This window comes from Nocardioides oceani, from assembly GCF_030412965.1.
Lineage (GTDB): Bacteria > Actinomycetota > Actinomycetes > Propionibacteriales > Nocardioidaceae > Nocardioides > Nocardioides oceani.
Genome location: NZ_JAUHJQ010000007.1, coordinates 1 through 19,272, shown reverse-complemented (window position 1 = coordinate 19,272; position 19,272 = coordinate 1). Strand labels below are relative to the sequence as shown.

Sequence of the window (19,272 nt, the reverse complement as noted above, 5' to 3'; positions counted from 1 at the left end):
ACGGCGGCGTAACGCCCGCTCGCACGCGTAGTTTGAGGGGCATGGCGGAGGACAAGGAGCCGGCGGCCGACCTGTTCGACCGGTGGCTGACCCATCGCGAGCAGGCCGGCGGAGCGCGTACGCCGCCGCGCGCGACCACCGCCGACGACGTCCGCCCCGACGAGCCGGCTGTCGAGCCGGCTGTCGAGCCGGCTGTCGAGCCGGTTCCTGAGCCCGCCGCCGAGCCGACTGCCGCCGAGGCCTCGGACGACCCGCTGTTCGACGAGTCGTTCGTGCCGACCGAGCGCGAGCCGGGGGCGCCCCTGTTCGAGGCGACCGCGCCGGACCAGCTGCAGCTGGACTTCGAGCCGGTGATCATCCCCTCGGCGCGCAAGCGGAGCGAGAAGTCGTCCTCACGGCTCCGCTCGCGCCGCTCGCGCCGGCCGGAGGCGCCGCAGGAGGGGAGCCCCGAGGTCCCTGCGCCCGTCGGTGCGGACGACCAGCCGGCCCTCGACCCCGTGCCGGCCGCCACGGCGCCGCGCGTCGACGACGCCCGGCCCACGGAGCAGGAACGCATCGCCGAGCAGGCCCGCCGCGACGCCGAGGCCCGCCTCGCCGCCCAGGTCGAAGCCGCTCGCCAGGCCGAGGAACGCCGCCTGGCGCAGGAGGCCGAGGCCGCCCGCCTCGCCGAGCAGGAGCGCATCGCCGAGCAGGCCCGCCGCGACGCCGAGGCCCGCCTCGCGGCCCAGGTCGAAGCCGCCCGCCAGGCCGAGAAGGCCCGAGCAGCCGCGGAAGCCGAACGCGCCCGACGGGCCGCCGAGGCCGCCGAGGCCGCGAAGCAGGCCGAGGAACGCCGCCTCGCCCAGGAGGCCGAGGAACGCCGCCTCGCCCAGGAGGCCCGAGCAGCAACCGAGGCCGCCGAGGCCGAGGAGCGCCGGCTGGCCCAGCAGGCCGAGGACGCGCGGATCGCGGAGGAGGCCCGGCTCGAGGCCACCCGGGCAGACCAGCCGGAGCGCCCCCTCGAGCCGCCCCGGACCGACTCCGTCGCCGCTGGGCGCGACGTGGTCGCCGCCCTGCGCCCGACACCTCCCGAGCCCGAGGCACCCGAGGCTCCCGCGGCTCCTGCGAAGACCGCCGGGCCCTCGCCGCGGAAGCGCCCGACGCGGGGCGAGCCGGACGCGAAGAAGGGCCAGGAGCCCGCCCGGAAGCCCGCCGAGAAGTCCGCCGAGAAGCCGGCCCCGAGGTCCAGTGGACCCACCAGGAAGCAGGCCGCGCGGCCGGCCGCCTCCGACGCCGCCCGGGCGATGGTCGCGTCGGCCAGGCCAGCCGCCGTCGCCCCAGCCCCCTCCCCTCCCGCGGCCGAGCGCGCGAGGCCGGCTCCGGCGCCCGCAGCGGTCGCGACGGAGGAGGCGTCGACGAACCACAGCTTCCGGCCGCGCACCGGCCCGCGGCGCCTGGTCGGGATCCTCCTCCTGGTGCTGCTCCTGGCGACGGTTGGCGCGGCGTACCTCGTCTACGAGGACCGCACGACGTTCAACCTCGGCCTGGCCGGCACGCTCGCGGTGCTGACCCTCGTGGTCTGGGCGGTCCGGGCCGGGTCGGCGGTCACCCGGATGTCGGTGACGGCCGGACAGCTGGAGGTGCTGCGGGGCGGGGGACGGTTCGTCTTCGACCTGCGCAGCCGGTACACCCCGATCGAGGTGGTCGGCGAGCCCGGCTCGCGCGGCTGGAAGGTGCTCTTCCTGCGGCGGAGCATGGCCCCGTTCGTCGTGGACGCCTCGATGGTCGACCCCGAGGAGTTCATGACGGTGCTGCGGCAGCACCGCCCCGAGCACTCGGACTAACCCCGCCCCCACCCGGTCACCCCCGGACCGGCCGGGTCCCATCGGCTACCTAGACTCCGCGCGTGAGCGTGAACCCCGACCGGCCAGCCGAGATCACCCCCGAGGAGCTCGCCGCGCAGACGGCGCTCTACGCGCCGTTCACCCAGGCCGTGCGGGAGCTCGTGGACGCCACCATCCGGACCACGGTGGACCCGGCGACCATCCGGACCGCCCAGGCCGAGGTGGAGGCGATCACCGCGCGGCTGCGCGAGGAGCAGCTCGAGGGCTCGCTCGGAGCGCACTTCGGCCACGGCCGGGCGCGGCAGCCGTGGGGCAACACCGTCGTCGGCCTGCGCAACCCGGTCGCGCCGCCGCTGCGTCCGGTGCCCGCCGGTGACCGCGAGGGCGAGGTGCACGCCGAGGTGGTGCTCGGGGCGGCGTACGAGGGACCGCCGGGCCTCGTGCACGGAGGCGTCTCGTCGCTGCTGCTGGACCAGATCCTCGGCACCGCCGCCGCGGCCGCGGGCAAGCCGGGGATGACGGCGTACCTCAACCTGACCTACCGCCGGCCGACGCCGCTCGGGCCGTTGCGGGTCGAGGGATGGGTCGACCGCAGCGAGGGCCACAAGACCTGGGCGCGAGGACACGTCGTCGGGCCGGACGGGCCGACCGTCGAGGCCGAGGGGCTGTTCGTCCTCCCCCGCTGGGCCCGCGAGCTGCTGGCGCGCCGTGGCGACGCCGAGGCCCCGCCGGCCTTCGAGTAGACCGGCGGCCCGATCGCCCGGGCCGTCGACGATCGTTCAATTGCGCGGTTCTGGACGCCCGAGACGCCGAGAACCCGTCACAACCGTTCAATTGAACGACTGTGACGGGTCAGGCAGGACGACCAGCCAGGAGCGGCGGGTGCGTCAGACCCGCTCGGAGGGACGCGTGCCGCGCTCGCCGGCGTCGGTGAGCCGGACCTCCTCGGCGGCCTGCGCCTCGAGCTCGTCGCGCCGCGCCTGCTCGCGCTGGGCGTCGTACTCACCCGGCGGCGAGACGAGGTCGGTGGCGCCGCGCTCGAGCCGCTGCAGCGCGGACCGGGCGAAGATCTGCTGCTCGGTCGTCGTGCGCTCCGAGCGGCCGCGGCCGAGGAACGAGACGGCCCAGTGCAGCACCGCCGTCACGCGGTTCTTGAAGCCGGTGATGTAGACGAGGTGGACCGCCAGCCACATCAGCCAGGCGATGACGCCGGTCAGGCGCAGCCCGCCGACCATCGCGACCGCCCGGAAGCGGCTGATGATCGCCATCGAGCCCTTGTCGAAGTACTTGAACGGCTTCTGCGGGGCCTTGCCCTTGACCCGGCCGTCGATCTCCTTGGCGGCGTACTTGGCGCCCTGGATCGCGACCTGCGCGACACCCGGGAGGTTGTCGAGCTGGATCATGTCGCCGACGACGAACACCTCGGGGTGGCCGGGCAGCGTGAGGTCGGGGTTGACCCCGATCCGGCCGGCGCGGTCGAGGGGGGCGCCGCTCTGCTCGGCGAGCTGCTTGCCCAGCGGCGATGCCTGGACGCCGGCGGCCCAGATCTTGGTCACCGACTCCAGCCGCTCGACCCGGCCGTCCTTGAACTTCATCGACAGGCCGCGCTCGTCGACGTCGGTCACCATGGCGCCGAGGATGACCTCGACACCGAGGTTCTCGAGCTCCTTCTGCGCCTTGCCGCCGAGCTTGGCGCCGAAGGGCGGCAGCACCTGCGGAGCGGCGTCGACGAGGACCACGCGCGCCTGCCGCGTGTTGATGGCGCGGAAGTCGCGGCGCAGGGTGCGGTGCGCGAGCTCGGCGATCTGGCCGGCCATCTCGACACCGGTCGGTCCGGCGCCGACGACGACGAACGTCAGCAGGTGGTCGACGTCCTCGCCGCGGGAGGCGCCGAGCTCGGCGAGCTCGAACGCGCCGAAGATGCGACCGCGGAGCTCGAGGGCGTCGTCGATGGACTTCATGCCCGGCGCGAACTCGGCGAACTGGTCGTTGCCGAAGTACGACTGGCCGGCGCCCGCGGCGACGATCAGGGAGTCGTACGGCGTCAAGGTCTCGCGACCGAGGACGTGCGAGCGGACCGTCTGCTTCTCCAGGTCGATCTCGGTGACCTCGCCGAGCAGCACCTTGGCGTTCTTCTGCCCGGCCAGCACCTCGCGCGTCGGGGGCGCGATCTCGCCCTCGGAGAGGATGCCGGTGGCGACCTGGTAGAGCAGCGGCTGGAAGAGGTGGTGGGTCGTCTTGGCCACCATCGTGACGTCGACGTCGGCGCGACGCAGCGCCTTGGTGCCGAAGAGGCCGCCGAAGCCGGAGCCGATGACGACCACCTGGTGGCGGCCACCCTCGCCGGTCGTCCGGGTCTCGTCGCTGAGGGGCGCGGTCGCTGCCATGACAATCCTCCTGTACGAGGTGGGGCTGTGCGCGTGACGTGCACCGAGCTCCGCCGATGTTCCGCGGTGAGTGGTTCATTGTCCCGCCGCACGCGTGCCGATCGCCAATCCGGTGACCGATCCGTCCTGCCCCACACCTCGGCCGGCCGGACGTCCGCAGTGCCCTCGTGGGAGCTGCTGGTGGCCCGCGCCGGAACCGGGACGTGGAGCTGGCGACGACGGGATACCGGCACAACACCGCCACCCGGGAACCGATTCCGTCGGAAAAACTTTCAACGACATGGGTTTGGTCACAACAACCCCGGGTATGCAGGCCGAGAATGGCCGCTGTCGGCCCCTGCCCCGCACCACCTCCCCGCACCCCCCGCACCACCGCTCGGTCGCCCCTTTGTCCACCTTCCGTCCGGAGTCGCACCTGTGCCGCTGAACCGGCCCGCCCTGTCCCTGGGCCCTGGTCCTCGCGGAGTGCAAGACGCACGCCGCTGGGTGGTCGCGACGTGCCACGACATCGGGCGCGACGACCTCGCGGAGTGCGCGGAGCTCGGCGTCTCGGAGCTGGTGACCAACGCGCTCCTCCACGGTGAGCAGCCGATCCAGGTCCGGGTCCGCGGCACGGCACAGCACCCGCGGGTCGAGGTGCGCGACGCGTCCACGGAGCGACCGGTGCTGCCCACCCCGACCGAGGACGACGAGGACGACCTGCTCCTCACCTTCGGCCGCGGTCTCTCGATCGTGGCCCGCAGCTCCGACGCCTGGGGCGCGGAGATCGAGGACGACGGCAAGACCGTGTGGTTCGCGCCCGCCGTGGAGTTCGCCGAGGACGACGGGGTCGAGGGGGTCATCACGGGCGTGGCCGAGGAGGCCGTCCTGGCCGGCACCGACGACCAGGACCTGCTCGAGATCGAGGTCCAGGGCGTCCCGCTCAAGACCTACCTGGGCTTCCAGCGCCACTACCGCGAGCTGCGCCGCGAGGTGCGGCTGCTGGCGCTGGCCCACGAGGCGGACTACCCGCTCGCCAAGAACCTCTCCGACCTCTTCAGCGCCCTCGAGCGGCAGCTGCGCGAGGGCATCGGCTCCGAGCAGATCGAGACGGCCCAGGCCTCCGGCCTCGAGACGGCCGACCTCCGCATCGTGATGCCGCGCCGCGGCGCCCAGACGATCGACCGGTTCCTCGAGCTGCTCGACCTCGCCGACGAGTTCTGCCGCCAGCAGCGGCTGCTGTCGCTGGCCCGCACGACCGAGCAGCGCGAGTTCCAGCGGTGGTTCCTGGGCGAGCTGGTCCGTCAGGCGCACGGCGCCCCGCCGCGCGGCTGGACCGGCGCCGACCCCGCCGCGGCCGGGCACCTCGAGGCCGTCACCGAGCCGGGCCGCCAGAGCAGCGTGTCGTGAGCCCCCGGCTGCTCGCGGCGGTGGCCGCGGGTGGCGCGGTCGGCGCGGCCCTCCGCTGTGCGTGCGGCGAGGCCGTGCCCGACGGTCCGGGCCTGCCCGGCACGACGCTCGCGATCAACGTCGTCGGCAGCCTCCTGTTGGCCCTGCTCCCCTCGCTCGCCGTCGTCCGGCGCTCCCCCACCCTCCAGGCCGCCGCGGGCCCCGGCCTCCTCGGCGGGTTCACCACCCTGTCGGCCGCCTCGGAGCAGACCCGCGCGCTGCTCGCCGACGGCCGCCCGGCCCTCGCGCTCGGCTACCTCCTCGGCACGCTCGCGGCCACGCTGGCCGCCGTCGCCCTGGCCACCCGCCTCACCGCCGGCCCGGAGCGCCCGGCGTGACCGGCGTGACCGTCCTGCTCGTCGCCGTCGGGGGCGCGCTCGGCTCCGCGCTGCGGTACGTCGCCGCGTCGGTCCTCGACGCGAGGTGGCCGCGGGGCACGCTGGCCGTGAACCTCGCCGGCTCCGCCCTGCTCGGCCTGCTCGTCGCCCGGGGGCCCGGCGACGCGGCGTACGCGCTGGTCGGCGTGGGGTTCTGCGGCGGCCTGACCACGTGGTCGGCGTTCGCGGTGCAGACCCACCGGCTCGGGCCGCGCCCCGGGGCGGCGTACGCCGTCGCGACGCTCGGGTTGGCCCTGGCGGCGTGCGCGCTCGGCTTCTGGGTGGGCGCTCAGGCGTAGCCGAGCTCGTGCAGCCGCTCGTCGTCGATGCCGAAGTGATGGGCGACCTCGTGCACGACGGTGATCCGGACCTCCTCGACCAGCTCCTCCTCGCTGTCGCAGAGGTCGAGCAGCGGCCCGCGGAAGACGAAGATCCGGTCGGGCAGCTCCGCCCCCTCGGTCCAGCTGGTCCGCTCGGTCAGGGCCACGCCGTCGTACAGCCCGAGCAGGTCGTCGGGCTCGCCCTCCGGCGGCTCCTCCTCGACCAGCACGACCACGTTGCGGACCAGCCGGGCCAGCTCGTCGGGGATGCCGTCCAGCGCCTGGTCGACGAGGGCGTCGAAACGGTCGGGGTCCATGTCGATCGGCACGGCCGTCAGTCTGCCCGAGCCCCGGAACGACTGAGCGCCCCGGACCTGGTGGTCCGGGGCGCTCGGTGGCGACCCCGACGGGACTCGAACCCGCGGCCTCCGCCGTGACAGGGCGGCGCGCTAACCAACTGCGCTACGGGGCCTCGTGAACTGCTGGTGCTGCTCTGCCTCGCGCATCGGCGAAGCGGTGGAACTCTAACCCACACCCTCCCGACGCACCCAATCGAGGACGACGGGGGCCGGACGGAGCACCCCCAACGGGATTCGAACCCGTGCTACCGCCGTGAAAGGGCGGGGTCCTGGGCCGCTAGACGATGGGGGCAGGACTGCACTCCCAGCATAACGAGATCCGGCGTGCTCCGCGGAGCCCGGGTGAGTCCGCACGTGCGCTGCGGCCCGCCGTCACGGGAGCAGGCCGAGCCCCTTGACCAACCGGTCGACGACCTTCCGCGGCCCGACCAGGCTGAGCGCGAGGAACGACAGGTCCTCCGCCGCGCTGCTCGCGACGGCCTCGAGGTAGTCGTCGTAGACCCGGGTGAGCTGCGCGGCGACCGGCATCGCCACGACCGCGACGTCCGTGCGCCGGCCCGCCGCCGCTCGCAGCGCGCCCAACCGCTCGGCGGGCGCGCCGAGGACCGTGCACCCCAGCCACGGCAGACCGGGGTACGTCGTCCCGTCGGCGTCCGTGGCGTCGGCGCCGAGCAGCCCGGGCACCTGCGCCGTGGTCGCGCCGGCGACGCACACGGCGGCGTTGACCGCCCGCCCCGGCGGCAGCGCCTCGTCCACGACGACCACCCACTTCTGGCGCACGTCGCGGGTGCTCGCCGACTGGTCGATCTGCTCGGGCGTGAACCCGATCGCGGGTCCGGGCAGGATCTCGGTGCTCATGCCGGGACGCTAGGTCACCGCACGGACGGTATGCCAGCACGCCGGACGATGCACGGCATCTGGCGTACTCTGCCTGACATGGACGCCCTCGACCGCTCGATCCTGCGCGCCTGGATGACAGATGCCCGACGCAGCCTGCGCGACGTCGCCGCGGAGGTGGGCGTCTCTGCGACGACGGTCCACGACCGGGCGCGCGCCCTGCAGCGCCGCGGGGTCGTGCGCGGCAGCCGGCTCGAGGTCGACCTCGCCGCGCTCGGCAGGCCCGTCCAGGCGCTCGTGTCGGTGCGGGTCCGGCCGCCGACGCGAGCGAACATCGAGGACTTCCGCGACTGGGTCGCCGCGCTGCCCGAGACCGTCGGGGTCTTCGTCACCTCGGGCCGCGCCGACTTCCTGGTGCACGTCGCCGTCGCGAGCAACGACGCCCTCTACTCCTTCGTCATCGACCGGCTGACCTCGCGGGAGGCGATCGCCGACGTCGAGACCTCGATCATCTACGAGCACCTCCGCGACCCGGTCGTGGACCTCGGGCCGGACGCCTGAGCCCGGGCCCGAGCCGGGGCCCGTACCGGGGCCGGGGAGCGCGGCCCGTTCGACCATGTATGCTTCTGCGCGTCCGGGACGCTCTCGGGCGGGACGGCGACGCCGACCCGTCGGGGCCCGGAGTGGGGCAGGTAGCTCAGTTGGTACGAGCGTCCGCCTGAAAAGTGGAAGGTCGGCGGTTCGACCCCGCCCCTGCCCACCAGCACAGCAGGCCCCGGCCTGCGAGAAGGGCCCCGCCGGACTCCGGCGGGGCCCTTCGGCGTTCCGCCTCGCGCCGACCGGGTTTGGCCGGTACCGGCGCGGGGTATCCCCAGGGCAGGAACAGCACCCGCCCCGGTCGGTAACTCACGCAGCCCGAGCCCGGGGCGGGCTGCTTCTTCGCGCCTTCCGCCGGCGGAGCCGCCTCGTGGGGGCAGGGCCGGGTGAGGTGCGCGATCCTCAGACGTGCCCGGCCAGCTGGCCCATCCGCGCCTCGAGCGCGGCCAGGTAGGCGTCGCGCTGCTTCGGCGACAGGGGGCTGCCCGGGTCCAGCCGGCTGCAGGCCGGCAGCACGTCGATGGAGAGCTTCGCCGCGCCGGCGAGCGCCCGCAGCTCGTCGAGGCGGTCGCCGAAGGGGGTGCCGCTGCCCGGCGAGTAGGAGCGGACGGCCTCGTCCACGCCACCCGGCTCGTCGAGGAACAGGTCCACCTTGGTGACCACGACGACCAGCCAGGTCGGTCGCGGCCGGCGCACCGCCATCGAGGCGATCCGGTGGGCGGTGACCGTCCAGTCCTCCAGCTCGCGGGCCAGCTGCTCCTCGCGGTCGACCGCGACGGCGCCGGTGGTCCCGGCCGGGCGCCGGCCGGTCGCCAGCCCGTTGGCGACGACGTGCAGCACGCCGTCGACCGGGTCGTCGTGGAAGACCTCGTCGAGCGCCCCGAGCCGGGTCGCGGCGTTCTCCCCCGGCACCACGCGGAAGCGGAAGCCGCGCAGCCGCCGGTCCCGGCGCACCCGCCGCTCCATCACCGCGGATCCGGCCTCCGACGGCTCCTCGCGGCGCGGGCGGCCGGCGAGGTGGTCGACCAGCTCGCTCTTGCCGACGCCGGTCATGCCGGTGACCGCCACGGTCGGGTAGCGGTGCTGGACCAGGCCGGTCAGGCGGTCACGGCCGCGCGCGAGGGTGGAGGGTACGGCACGGAGGCCGCGGCGTGAGTCGCTCATCGCCGCCGACGGTACCCGAGCACCGGCCCGCGACCGGCCGCTCGGCAGGATGGGCCGGTGACCTCCTTCGCCGACCCGCTCACCCTCGCCCACGGACCGGAGTGGACCAACCGGTTCGCGCTCGCCCCGCTCACCAACACCCAGAGCCACGCCGACGGCACGCTCTCCGACGACGAGCACCAGTGGCTCGAGGCGCGCGGGCGCGGCGGCTTCGGGATGGTCATGACGGCGGCGGCGTACGTCACCGCGGCGGGGCAGGCGTGGGGCGGCCAGCTCGGCATCGCCTCCGACGACCACCTCCCCGGCCTCACCCGGCTCGCCGACGCCCTGCGCGCGACCGGCGCCGCGTCGTCGGTCCAGCTGCACCACGGCGGCCGCCGCGCCGACCCGGCGCTCACCGGCCGGCCGAACCAGTGCCCCTGGGACGAGCCCTCGAAGGGCGCCGTCGCGATGACCACCGGCGAGGTGGAGCAGGTGGTGGCCGACTTCGTCGCAGCGGCGGTCCGCGCCGAGCGCGCCGGCTTCGACGGGGTGCAGGTGCACGGCGCGCACGGCTACCTGGTCGGGCAGTTCCTCGACGCGCGGCACAACCACCGCACCGACGGGTACGGCGGGTCGTTCGACGACCGGTTCCGCCTCGTCCGCGAGGTGCTCGAGGGCATCCGCGCGGCGACCGGCCCGGACTTCCAGCTCGGGCTGCGGCTCACCCCCGAGGGCAGCGGCATCACGCTCGAGGAGGGCCGCGAGACCGCCCGTCAGGTGATGACCTCGGGGCTGCTGGACTACCTCGACATGTCGCTGTGGGACGTCTTCATGGGCTCCCGGTTCGGCGCCGAGGGGCGGCTCATCGAGCACTTCACCGACCTGCCCCGCGGCGGCACCCGCCTCGGCGTCGCCGGCAGGGTCCTCTCCGCCGCCGACGCCCGCTGGTGCCTGGAGCAAGGCGCCGACCTCGTGACGGTCGGCACCGGCGCGATCCTGCACCACGACTTCGCCGCACGCGCGGTCGCCGACCCCGACTTCCGGGTCCGGGAGCGGCCGGTGACGCGCGAGGTCCTGCGCGAGGAGAAGGTCGGCCCGGCGTTCATCGACTACCTCGCCGCCGGCTGGGACGACCTGGTCGCCTGACCCGCCCCAGCACGGCCCCGGCCCGGCCCCGGCCCGGCCTCAGCCGCGGCGGCGGCCGCCGAGGCCCCGGATGGTCTCCACCGGCCGCCGCGGGAGCTTCGGCAGCTGCGTCGCGCGGCCGTGCAGGGCCAGCAGGAGCGTCGCCACCATCGTGTCCTGCTCCGGGGTGCGCTCGAAGGTCGTGAGGTTCAGCGGCGCCTTGAACCGGGTGCGGGTCACCGCCTTGGCGTAGGTGAACTCCCGCAGGCCGTCGGGCCCGTGGATCCGCCCGAAGCCCGAGTCGCCGACCCCACCGAACGGCAGCGTCGGGACGCCTGCGAACGAGATCACCGAGTTGATCGAGGTCATCCCCGTCCGCAGCCGGCGGGCGAGGTCGTCGCCGCGCTTGGCGGTGAAGATCGCCGAGCCCAGGCCGTACTTCCCGGCGTTGGTCAGCTCGACCGCCTCGTCCATGTCGCGCACCTTGCGCACCGTGACGGTCGGCCCGAACGTCTCCTCGGTCACCGCCTCGCTGTCCTCGGGCACGTCGACCAGCACGGTCGGCTGCACGAACCGGTCGCCCACGGCCTCCGCACCGCCGACGACGGCGCGGCCGCCGCGGGCGAGCGCGTCGTCGACGTGGCGGCGTACGACGTCGAGCTGGCCGGGCATCGTCATCGGGCCGATCTTCGCCTCGACGTCGGTGCCGGCGTGCACGCCGCGGGCGCGCTCCGCGAGGAGCTCCACGAACCGGTCGTGCACCCGCTCGTGGACGTAGACCCGCTCGACGCCGGCGCAGGTCTGGCCGGCGTTCGCGAACGCGCCCCACGCGGCCGCCTCCGCGGCGGCGTCGAGGTCGGCGTCCTCGTCGACGAGCAGCGCGTCCTTGCCGCCCGCCTCGATGACCACCGGGGTCAGCGTCTCGGCGCACGCCGCCATCACCCGCTTGCCGGTGGCGGTCGACCCGGTGAAGGCCAGCTTGTCGACCCCGGCCCGGCACAACGCCGCACCGGTCTCGCCGTACCCCGTCACCACCTGCAGCAGGTCGTGGTCGGGCACGACCTCGCGCAGGCTGTCGGCCAGCCACGTCCCGACGCCCGGGGTGAGCTCGCTGGGCTTGAACACCACCGTGTTGCCGGCGGCCAGGGCGTAGGCGATGGAGCCCATCGGCGTGAAGACCGGGTAGTTCCAGGGGCCGATGACGCCGACGACCCCGAGCGGGAGGTACTCCACCGACGCGGCCTGGTTGGCCAGCAGCAGGCCCGGTGAGACCCGGCGCCGGCCGAGCACCTTCTCGGCGTGCGAGCCGGCCCAGGCGAGGTGGTCGATCGCGAGGGCGCACTCGAGCTGCGCGTCTCCGTGCGGCTTGCCGGTCTCCTGGTGGACCACGTCGCACAGCTGGGCGAGCCGGCGGGTGATGACGCCGCGCCACTGGGTGAGCACCTCGCGGCGGCCGTCGAAGCCGAGGCCGGCCCACCAGTCGGCGGACGCCCGGGCGCGGGCGACGGCGGCGCGCACGTCGGTCTCGTCGTGGACGGGGTGGACGCCGACGACGTCCCCGGTCGCGGGGTCGATCGACTCGAAGGTCGCCCGCTCGGCGGCGTCCGGGGCGGGGGCGGTCGTGGTGGTCGTGGTCATGTCAGGCCTTTCCGCGCAGGAGGTCGGCGGCGCGCTCGCCGATCATGATCGTGGGGGCGTTGGTGTTGCCGCGCGTCACCATCGGCATCACGCTCGCGTCGGCGACGCGGAGGCCGTCGACGCCGCGCACGCGCAGCTCGGGGTCGACGACGGCGCGCTCGTCGCCGCCCATCGCGCAGGTGCCGACGGGGTGGTAGAGCGTCTGGGTGTAGGCGCGGACGTGCTCGACCACCTGGGCGTCGGTCGGGTCGTCGCCCCAGGCCTCCATGGTCGGCAGGCCCGGTCCGGCGACGTGCTCGGCGAGCGGCCCGGTGGCGACGGTCTCGAGCATCCGGCGCACCCCGGCGGCCATCGCGTCGAGGTCGGCCGGGTCGTCGTAGTAGCCGGGGTCGATGTCGGGGTGCCACCGCGGGTCGGTCGAGCGCAGCCGCAGCGACCCGCGACTGGCCACCGACACCAGCGTCGGCGCGACGGTCACCTTGCGCTCGGTCGCCTCGTGCAGGCCGTTGTCCCAGAAGCCGGTCGGCGCGACGTGCACCTGCAGGTCCGGGGCGGCGAGGTCGTCGCGGGTGCGCCAGAAGCCGCCGCCCTCGCCGACGTTGGAGACCAGCGGCCCCGTGCCGGTCGCCTTGGCGCGCGCGAACTGCACCAGGTTGTTGTGGTCCATCAGGTCGGTGGTCCCGCGCGTGCGGAAGACCAGCGGCACGGCCGGGTGGTCGTGCAGGTTCTGCCCGACGCCGGGCAGGTCCACGACGACGTCGACGCCCACCTCGCGCAGGTGCGCACCGGGCCCGATGCCGGAGAGCATCAGCAGCTGCGGGGAGTTGATCGCGCCGCCCGCGAGCACCACCTCGCCGTCCACGTACGCCGTGCGGGTGCCGGCGCCGTGCTGGTAGGCGACGCCGACGGCGCGGCCGCCCTCGACGACGACCCGCTCGACGAGCGCGCCGGTGCGGACCGTGAGGTTGGGCCGGCCCGCCGCGGGCTCGAGGTAGGCCTTGGCGGTCGACCAGCGCCGGCCCTTGCGGCAGGTGACCTGGTAGAGCCCGGCGCCCTCCTGCTCGGCGCCGTTGAAGTCGTCGGTCGGCTTGAACCCGGCCGCCACCGCCGACTCCACCCAAGCGGTGGTGAGCGGATGGGTCCAGCGGCGGTCCTCGACGTGCAGCGGCCCGTCCTGCCCGTGGAACGGGCCGGCGAGCCGGGTGTTGCCCTCGGAGCGGACGAAAGCCGGGAGCACGTCGTCGTACCCCCACCCGGTCGCGCCGTAGGCGTCGCGCCAGGTGTCGTAGTCGGCCCGGTTCCCGCGGATGTAGATCATCGCGTTCATCGAGGAGCAGCCGCCGAGCGCCTTCATCCGCGGCCAGTAGGCGCGGCGGCTGTCGAGCTGCTTCTGCTCGGAGGTCTGGTAGTTCCAGTCCCACCGGGTCTTGAAGAGGTTGGCGAAGGCCGCGGGGATGGTCACCTCGTCGGCGTCGGCCGGGCCGCCCGCCTCGAGCAGCAGGACCGAGACCGACGGGTCCTCGGTCAACCGGGCCGCGAGCACGGCCCCGGCACTGCCGGCACCGACCACCACGTGGGTGAAGACTTCCCGGTCCGGCACGACGTCCTCCTCGGCTCGACCCTCCGCGGCGCGGTGCCGGGACGGGTGCGAGGAACACTAGGTCGGGTGACGGCGATCACCAAGGGTCGTCCGCCGCACCGGCCCCGGACGGCGTGATCCCCAGCGTGCGCCGGGGCGCACGCTGGGCATCACGAGGCGGGTGGGGGTCCGCTCAGAGCTGGTCGTCGTCGACGACGTGGACCGCTGCCTCCTCCGCACCGGCGGCGGCGCCGTCGATGCCGACGTCCTGGGCGACCAGGTCCTTCTCGGTGTCGGTGCGCGCGCCCTCGTCGGGCTCGACCAGCCGGCCGGCACGCTCGTCGCCGACCTGCGACCCCTCGCGGATGTCGTCGTTGAGCTCGCCGCGGGCGGCCTCGGCCTCGGCCTGCTCGTAGGGGTCGGGCTCGGGGACCTCCTGCTCGAGGCGCTGCTCGAAGGTCTCCCCCATGCTCTCCTCGAGCGGGGTGTTGCCGTAGCCCTGCGCGACCGACCACTTCTCCGGCGGGCTGTAGCCCTCGTCGAGCGGCTCGCCGATGTCGGTGTTCTCCTGGACCAGGCTGTCACCGGAGCTCTGCGGCTGCGTCTCGTCGTCGACGCTGTAGCCGTGGTAGCTCTCGTTGTCGCTCGCGTCCTGGGTGACGTCGACGGAGGGGTCGGTGCCGAGGGCTGCGGAGTCGTCGTTCTGGCTCATGTCGTCCCGGTACCCGACCCCGCCCGCACTATCGCCCGGACGCACCTCACACGGGTGGGCGGCCCGCAGCCACCTACGATCAGCCCATGTCCTACAGCCGGGCGGAGCGGGCCCTCGACGACCTGCTCGGGTCTTCCCACCTGGCCGGCGCCTACGAGCTGCCGGCGCTCTTCGAGGCCCACGCCGAGCAGCTCGGCCTCACCGACGTCCGGGTCTACCTGGCCGACCTGCAGCAGCGCCTGCTCGTCCCCCTCCCCGACCGGCCGGGACCCGACGGCGAGCCGCGGCAGCGGTGCGGGGACCGGCACGAGGACGGGCAGGACGATGGGGAGATCCGGGTCGACGGCACGCTGGCCGGCCGCGCCTTCCAGCTCAACGAGGTGGTGATCCAGGAGCTCGACGACCTCCCCGGCGGCGTACGCCTGTGGCTGCCGGTGCTCGACGGGACCGAGCGGCTCGGCGTGCTCGCGGTGACGGTGCCCGACCGCGAGGCGCTCGACGCCGACGACGGCGCCCTCCGCCTGCGGGTGCGACGGTTCACGACGGTCGTCGCGGAGCTCGTGATGTCCAAGACGTTGTACGGCGACACGATCGTGCGGCTGCGCCGCGGGACGGACATGGGGCTGGCGGCCGAGATGCAGTGGAGCCTGCTGCCGCCCCTGACCTTCTCCGACCGTTCCGTCGTGGTGGCGGGCGGCCTGGAGCCGGCCTACGAGGTCGCGGGCGACTCGCTGGACTACGCGGTGGACGACGGCGTCGCGCGGGTGGCCCTCTTCGACGGCATGGGCCACGGCCTGGCCTCGGCCCAGCTCGCGGTGCTCACCGTGTCGGCGTACCGCAACCAGCGCCGGGTCGGCGCCGACCTCGGGAGCACCGCGCGCTTCGTGGACGACGCGGTCGCGGCCGCCGCCCGCGGCGAGGGCTTCAGCACCGGCCTGCTGGTCGAGCTCGACACCCGCTCCGGCGAGCTGCGGTGGGTCAACGCCGGGCACCCCGACCCGCTGCTGCTGCGCGACGGCCGGCTGGTGCGGCCGCTGGAGACCCAGCACGCGCTGCCGTTCGGGCTGAACGAGGCGATCACCGGCGCCCAGGAGTTCAGCGTCGGCTGCGAGACCCTCCAGCCCGGTGACCTCGTGCTGCTGCACACCGACGGCGTCGTCGAGGCGCGGTCGACGACCGGCGAGTACTTCGGTGCCGAGCGTCTGGTCGACCTGGTCACGCGCAACCTCGCGGCCGGCCTGCCTGCGCCCGAGACCGTCCGCCGGCTGATCCGCGCCCTCCTCGACCACCAGGACACGCGACTGGAGGACGACGCGACCCTGGCGCTGCTCCAGTGGCGCCCCGACGACCCGGAACGGCTCGCCCCACCGACCCCCTGAGGCCGGCTCGGCGAGCCGGCAGGGCCGGTCAGGAGGAGAAGGTGAGCTCCGCGGTCACGCGCACCGTGCCGTCGTCGAGGTCGACGCCCCACTGGTCGCAGACGTGGTCGACGATCGCCAGCCCCCGGCCCCGCGCCGCGAACTCGGACGCCTGGCCGGGTCGGAACCGGTCGACGACCTCGTCGCCGACCTCGGGGTCGACGTCGCCGGCGACCGTGAGCCGGGCCCCGCCGTCGAAGAGGCACCACGTCGCCTCGACGTGGCCGCACCCGTGCGGCGTGCCGTGCTCGACGGCGTTGCTGACGAGCTCGGAGAACACCAGGACGACGTCCTCGGCCGCCCGCCGCTCGAGCCGAGCCTGCTCCAGGTCCCGCACCAGCGCCCGGCGCACGTCGGCCACCGCGGTCAGGTCGTGCCAGAGGTGCACCCGGGTGCACGGGTCCTGGTCAGAGGTGGTCATGCCCCTCCGGTGAGCGGACCGTGCCCGGCCCAAACGGGTGAGGTCCCCCTCGTCCACCCCCGGCCGGGCCCGGCCATCCGCGCTCAGGCCTCCTGCTCGCCGCGCCAGCGCAGGTAGAAGACCGTCACGAACGCCACGAGCAGCGGTCCGAGCGCGAGCAGGAGCACGAGGAAGCCCTCGGCGCCGTGCAGCGACCCCATGTGCAGCGCCGGCGGCGGCGTCACGCGGGGACCTTCGGCGCCGTCCCGGTCCCGACCTCCGGCCGGGTGGCGCGGGCGAACCGGGTGACGCCCCAGCCGAGGCCGAGCACGAGCGCGATCGAGCAGAGCAGCACGATCGAGCCGGCGGCCAGCCAGAGCCACCCCGGTACGTCGTCGGACAGCTCGCGCTGCAGCAGCAGCTTCTCCTCGTCGAAGGCGCGGGTGCCGTCCTCGACGGGGATCTCGGGCTCGTCCAGGGCGGCGTCCTCGGGCAGGTAGACCGGCATGGCGGTCAGCGAGCGGCCGTCGTGGAGGCGGACCATCGTCTTCCAGGTCCCGTCGGCCGGGACCGGCTGGGTCGTGCGCCAGACGCCGTCGCGCTCCTCCTCGAGGTGCTCGATCGCCAGGCCGTCGCTGCCGGCGCCGCCCTGCCAGCCGGTCACCGTCAGCCACGCGGGCTCGCCGGCGACCGGGTCGCGGTCGAAGCGGACCTCGAGGTCGACCTCGCCCGAGCCGGCGTCGGACACCGCGACGGTGCCCCGCAGGTCGTCGGGGTGGGTGGCGATGACGCCATTGGTCGCGCACGCCGCGATCGCCGCGAGGGACAGCGCGAAGAGCAGGCGGGGGCGGATCGCGTCGGGCAGGTCGCGGCGCAGCCCGCGGACGAGCAGCCCGCCGAGCACACCGGCGGCCGCCCCGGCCACGGTCGCCATCGCGACGCCCTCGACCGCGATGTCCGAGGTCCACGGGAGCGGGAAGGCGACCTGCGTCCAGGCGTGCTCGGCGGCGTACCCCACCGTGCCGATGAGGACGCCGCTGGTGAGCCCGAACGCGAGGGGCCGGTGCGCGAGCCGCAGGGCGACGAGCTCCACGATCAGTGCCTCGGCGAGGTAGAGCGGCACGGCGGCCCACAGCTCGCCCAGGACGGGCCCGACGACGACGCTCACGCCACCGCGGACCACGAGGTAGAACAGCACAGCGGCGATCGCCGCGCCGCGTCCGATCCACAGTCGCGCGACGACGAGGCTGAAGGCCGCGGCCAGCGCGATGAGGAAGGGCTGGAGGACGAGGCGGAACTGCGGCACGCCGAAGTCGAACTCGGCCTGGAACACGCTCATCCCGATGAGCAGGCCACCGACCAGGCACGCCTTGAGCGCGTACGTCGCCACGGGGCTCGTCCGCCGCCCGGTGCGCTCGGTCGCCGTCCGGCCCTCCTCGAAGAGCACCGCCATCGCGACCAGCGAGAGCCCTGCGCCGCCGATGAGCATCAGGTGGGTCGGCCCCCACAGGGTGACGTCCTGGCCGAAGATCCGGTGCCACACGTCGTCCAGCGGGAAGCCGAGCAGGGCGTAGGTGCCCGCACCGGTCAGCAGCACGCCACCCGCGGGAGCGTTCCACCCGGGCGCGAGCCGCACACCGGAAGGGCCCACCTCGTCCTGGCGCGGCAGCGCGCACGCGAGCACGCCGGCGGCGGAGATGCCGAAGAGGCCGAAGAGGATCGGGTAGTGCGCCGGGTTGGCCAGCGGACCCTCGTCGCGGCCGATGCCGATGTGCAGGGCGATGTCCCAGTACATCCCGAGCAGCGCGGTGATCAGCGAGACCATCGCGACCATCAGCGGCACCTGGGCCCAGGGGGCCAGCGTGCCGAAGAAGCGGGACCGGTCCATCCGCTCCATCAGCCGGCCGAGCGCGGGCAGCCGGCCCGAGCGGTGCGCGAGGACGACCGCGCCGAGCGCGATCGTCATGACCAGGGCCAGCCCGGAGGCGAGGGCGACCTCGCTGAGCGCCGCGGCGCCGGCCGGGCGGTCCTCGACGGCGGTGGGCGCAGCGGCGACGACGTCCGCGAGCCGGTTCGTGGAAAGCATGGATCTATGTAACATCGTTCGATGTAACCGTTGCAAGGGTTACGATCGCAGCGTGGCCGAGCACACGTCCCCCCTCGAGGCGGACAGCGTCCCCGACGGCTTCGTCGTCGAGGAGCTCGCGCGCCGGACCGGCGTCTCGGTGCGCTCGTTGCGCAACTACCAGTCGCGGCGCCTCCTGCCGCCACCCGACCTGCGGGGACGCACCGGCTACTACGGCGCCGAGCACGTCGAGCGGGTCCGGCTCGTCCAGCAGCTACGGGCCGCCGGCCTGAAGCTCGACGGGATCGCGCGGATGCTCGACAGCGACACGACCGCCGACGGGCCCCTGCTGGCGTTCACCGAGCACGCCCGGGGCATGTTCACCGCGCCGGAGCCCGAGGTCACCACACTCGCGGACCTCGTGGACCGCTTCCGCCTCGACGCGGACTCCGCGCCCACGGTGCTCGAGACCGCGCTGCGCCTCGGCCTCGTCCGCGAGGCCCCGGAGGCCGCCGACGGCGAGCCCCGGGTCGAGGTCGTCGCCCCCGCCCTGCTGACCGCCGGCGAGGAGGCGATGCGGCTGCTCGGCCTCGAGGCGACCGGCGCACTGGACCTGCTCGAACGGCTGCGACGCCACGCGGACGGCGTGGCCAAGCTGTACGTCGAGCTCTTCGTCGACCGGGTCTGGCAGCCGTTCGTCGACGCCGGGAAGCCCGCCGTCGCCTGGCCCGACGTGGAGCAGGCACTCGACGACCTGCGCCAGCTCGCGACCCGGGCCCTCGAGGCGACCTTCGACCTCGCCATGGTGCACCGCGTCGACCGGGTGCTGGGCGAGCGCCTCCTGGGTTGAACGCCAGCGGCGCCCGCTCACGACCCAGGAGGATGTCCTGAAATGCGAAGCAGGGCCATCCCGGTGATGGGATGGCCCTGCTTGCTAATGGTATGTCCGGCGGCGTCCTACTCTCCCACAACCTCGCGGTTGCAGTACCATCGGCGCTGAAAGGCTTAACTTCCGGGTTCGGGATGGGACCGGGTGTTTCCCTTTCGCTATGGCCGCCGTA

General features: G+C 74.5%; 19 protein-coding genes, 3 tRNA genes and 1 rRNA gene. 10 read left to right on the top strand and 13 right to left on the bottom strand.

The window, feature by feature from the left end:
• The first annotated feature begins 41 nt into the window (after window positions 1-41).
• Together QWY28_RS15985 and QWY28_RS15980 are read left to right on the top strand one after the other, a co-directional pair.
• Window positions 42-1,823 carry a hypothetical protein gene (locus QWY28_RS15985; protein WP_300953562.1) on the top strand — a complete coding sequence of 594 codons (1,782 nt, stop codon included), beginning with the start codon at window positions 42-44 and terminating at the stop codon, window positions 1,821-1,823.
• A gap of 62 nt (window positions 1,824-1,885) precedes the next feature.
• The gene (locus QWY28_RS15980) at window positions 1,886-2,566 is read left to right on the top strand and encodes a PaaI family thioesterase (RefSeq protein WP_300953561.1); all 681 of its coding nucleotides are present in this window, start codon (window positions 1,886-1,888) and stop codon (window positions 2,564-2,566) included.
• 144 nt (window positions 2,567-2,710) lie between these two features.
• On the opposite strand, the gene QWY28_RS15975 is transcribed toward QWY28_RS15980, so the two are convergent.
• Complete coding sequence (locus tag QWY28_RS15975; RefSeq protein ID WP_300953560.1) at window positions 2,711-4,210, bottom strand: NAD(P)/FAD-dependent oxidoreductase; 1,500 nt, start codon at window positions 4,208-4,210, stop codon at window positions 2,711-2,713.
• 465 nt (window positions 4,211-4,675) lie between these two features.
• On the opposite strand from QWY28_RS15975, the gene QWY28_RS15970 reads away from it, so the two are divergent.
• Genes QWY28_RS15970 through QWY28_RS15960 form a run of 3 tightly spaced genes read left to right on the top strand, consistent with a single transcriptional unit; the run spans window position 4,676 to window position 6,314 of the window.
• Window positions 4,676-5,599 (top strand): ATP-binding protein, encoded by a 924-nt coding sequence (locus tag QWY28_RS15970; RefSeq protein ID WP_300953559.1) that lies wholly within the window; start codon window positions 4,676-4,678, stop codon window positions 5,597-5,599.
• Window positions 5,596-5,976, top strand: coding sequence for a fluoride efflux transporter FluC (locus tag QWY28_RS15965; RefSeq protein WP_300953558.1), 381 nt, complete (start codon window positions 5,596-5,598; stop codon window positions 5,974-5,976). Before QWY28_RS15970 ends, QWY28_RS15965 begins: the two co-directional genes overlap by 4 nt.
• The gene (locus tag QWY28_RS15960; protein ID WP_300953557.1) at window positions 5,973-6,314 is read left to right on the top strand and encodes a fluoride efflux transporter FluC; all 342 of its coding nucleotides are present in this window, start codon (window positions 5,973-5,975) and stop codon (window positions 6,312-6,314) included. The genes QWY28_RS15965 and QWY28_RS15960 overlap by 4 nt, the downstream gene beginning before the upstream one ends.
• Here QWY28_RS15960 and QWY28_RS15955 read toward each other — a convergent pair.
• From QWY28_RS15955 to QWY28_RS15940, 4 genes are all read right to left on the bottom strand, one after another.
• Window positions 6,305-6,664 (bottom strand): metallopeptidase family protein, encoded by a 360-nt coding sequence (locus QWY28_RS15955; RefSeq protein WP_300953556.1) that lies wholly within the window; start codon window positions 6,662-6,664, stop codon window positions 6,305-6,307. The genes QWY28_RS15960 and QWY28_RS15955 overlap by 10 nt on opposite strands.
• A gap of 66 nt (window positions 6,665-6,730) precedes the next feature.
• Window positions 6,731-6,807, bottom strand: a tRNA-Asp gene (locus QWY28_RS15950).
• A gap of 106 nt (window positions 6,808-6,913) precedes the next feature.
• Window positions 6,914-6,986 (bottom strand) — tRNA-Glu (locus tag QWY28_RS15945).
• 80 nt (window positions 6,987-7,066) lie between these two features.
• On the bottom strand, window positions 7,067-7,552 hold the full coding sequence (locus tag QWY28_RS15940) for a DUF2000 domain-containing protein (RefSeq protein WP_300953555.1): 486 nt from the start codon (window positions 7,550-7,552) through the stop codon (window positions 7,067-7,069).
• Window positions 7,553-7,630: 78 nt separating this feature from the next.
• Between QWY28_RS15940 and QWY28_RS15935 the strand changes: the two genes are divergently transcribed.
• Entirely contained in the window at window positions 7,631-8,092 is a 462-nt protein-coding gene (locus QWY28_RS15935) for an Lrp/AsnC family transcriptional regulator (protein ID WP_300953554.1), read from the top strand.
• A 125-nt stretch (window positions 8,093-8,217) separates the two neighbouring features.
• Window positions 8,218-8,294, top strand: a tRNA-Phe gene (locus QWY28_RS15930).
• 236 nt (window positions 8,295-8,530) lie between these two features.
• Here the strand turns inward: QWY28_RS15930 and QWY28_RS15925 are convergent.
• Window positions 8,531-9,292: a GTPase domain-containing protein gene (locus tag QWY28_RS15925; protein WP_300953553.1), complete on the bottom strand. Its 762-nt coding sequence runs from the start codon at window positions 9,290-9,292 to the stop codon at window positions 8,531-8,533.
• Between the two features lie 57 nt (window positions 9,293-9,349).
• Between QWY28_RS15925 and QWY28_RS15920 the strand changes: the two genes are divergently transcribed.
• Window positions 9,350-10,420 (top strand): NADH:flavin oxidoreductase, encoded by a 1,071-nt coding sequence (locus QWY28_RS15920; protein WP_300953552.1) that lies wholly within the window; start codon window positions 9,350-9,352, stop codon window positions 10,418-10,420.
• Between the two features lie 39 nt (window positions 10,421-10,459).
• Here QWY28_RS15920 and QWY28_RS15915 read toward each other — a convergent pair whose 3' ends face one another.
• From QWY28_RS15915 to QWY28_RS15905, 3 genes are all read right to left on the bottom strand, one after another.
• Window positions 10,460-12,037: an aldehyde dehydrogenase family protein gene (locus QWY28_RS15915; RefSeq protein WP_300953550.1), complete on the bottom strand. Its 1,578-nt coding sequence runs from the start codon at window positions 12,035-12,037 to the stop codon at window positions 10,460-10,462.
• A gap of 1 nt (window position 12,038) precedes the next feature.
• On the bottom strand, window positions 12,039-13,637 hold the full coding sequence (locus QWY28_RS15910) for a GMC family oxidoreductase (RefSeq protein ID WP_439117262.1): 1,599 nt from the start codon (window positions 13,635-13,637) through the stop codon (window positions 12,039-12,041).
• Between the two features lie 172 nt (window positions 13,638-13,809).
• Window positions 13,810-14,328 carry a DUF5709 domain-containing protein gene (locus QWY28_RS15905; protein ID WP_300953549.1) on the bottom strand — a complete coding sequence of 173 codons (519 nt, stop codon included), beginning with the start codon at window positions 14,326-14,328 and terminating at the stop codon, window positions 13,810-13,812.
• An 86-nt stretch (window positions 14,329-14,414) separates the two neighbouring features.
• On the opposite strand from QWY28_RS15905, the gene QWY28_RS15900 reads away from it, so the two are divergent.
• Window positions 14,415-15,707: a PP2C family protein-serine/threonine phosphatase gene (locus QWY28_RS15900; RefSeq protein WP_300953548.1), complete on the top strand. Its 1,293-nt coding sequence runs from the start codon at window positions 14,415-14,417 to the stop codon at window positions 15,705-15,707.
• A 28-nt stretch (window positions 15,708-15,735) separates the two neighbouring features.
• Here QWY28_RS15900 and QWY28_RS15895 read toward each other — a convergent pair whose 3' ends face one another.
• From QWY28_RS15895 to QWY28_RS15885, 3 genes are all read right to left on the bottom strand, one after another.
• Window positions 15,736-16,167: an ATP-binding protein gene (locus tag QWY28_RS15895; RefSeq protein WP_300953547.1), complete on the bottom strand. Its 432-nt coding sequence runs from the start codon at window positions 16,165-16,167 to the stop codon at window positions 15,736-15,738.
• 83 nt (window positions 16,168-16,250) lie between these two features.
• Window positions 16,251-16,391 carry a hypothetical protein gene (locus tag QWY28_RS15890; protein ID WP_300953546.1) on the bottom strand — a complete coding sequence of 47 codons (141 nt, stop codon included), beginning with the start codon at window positions 16,389-16,391 and terminating at the stop codon, window positions 16,251-16,253.
• Window positions 16,388-18,232: a hypothetical protein gene (locus QWY28_RS15885; protein ID WP_300953545.1), complete on the bottom strand. Its 1,845-nt coding sequence runs from the start codon at window positions 18,230-18,232 to the stop codon at window positions 16,388-16,390. Before QWY28_RS15885 ends, QWY28_RS15890 begins: the two co-directional genes overlap by 4 nt.
• 52 nt (window positions 18,233-18,284) lie before the next feature.
• On the opposite strand from QWY28_RS15885, the gene QWY28_RS15880 reads away from it, so the two are divergent.
• Entirely contained in the window at window positions 18,285-19,061 is a 777-nt protein-coding gene (locus QWY28_RS15880; RefSeq protein ID WP_300953544.1) for a MerR family transcriptional regulator, read from the top strand.
• A gap of 94 nt (window positions 19,062-19,155) precedes the next feature.
• Here the strand turns inward: QWY28_RS15880 and rrf are convergent.
• Window positions 19,156-19,272 (bottom strand): 5S ribosomal RNA (rrf, locus tag QWY28_RS15875).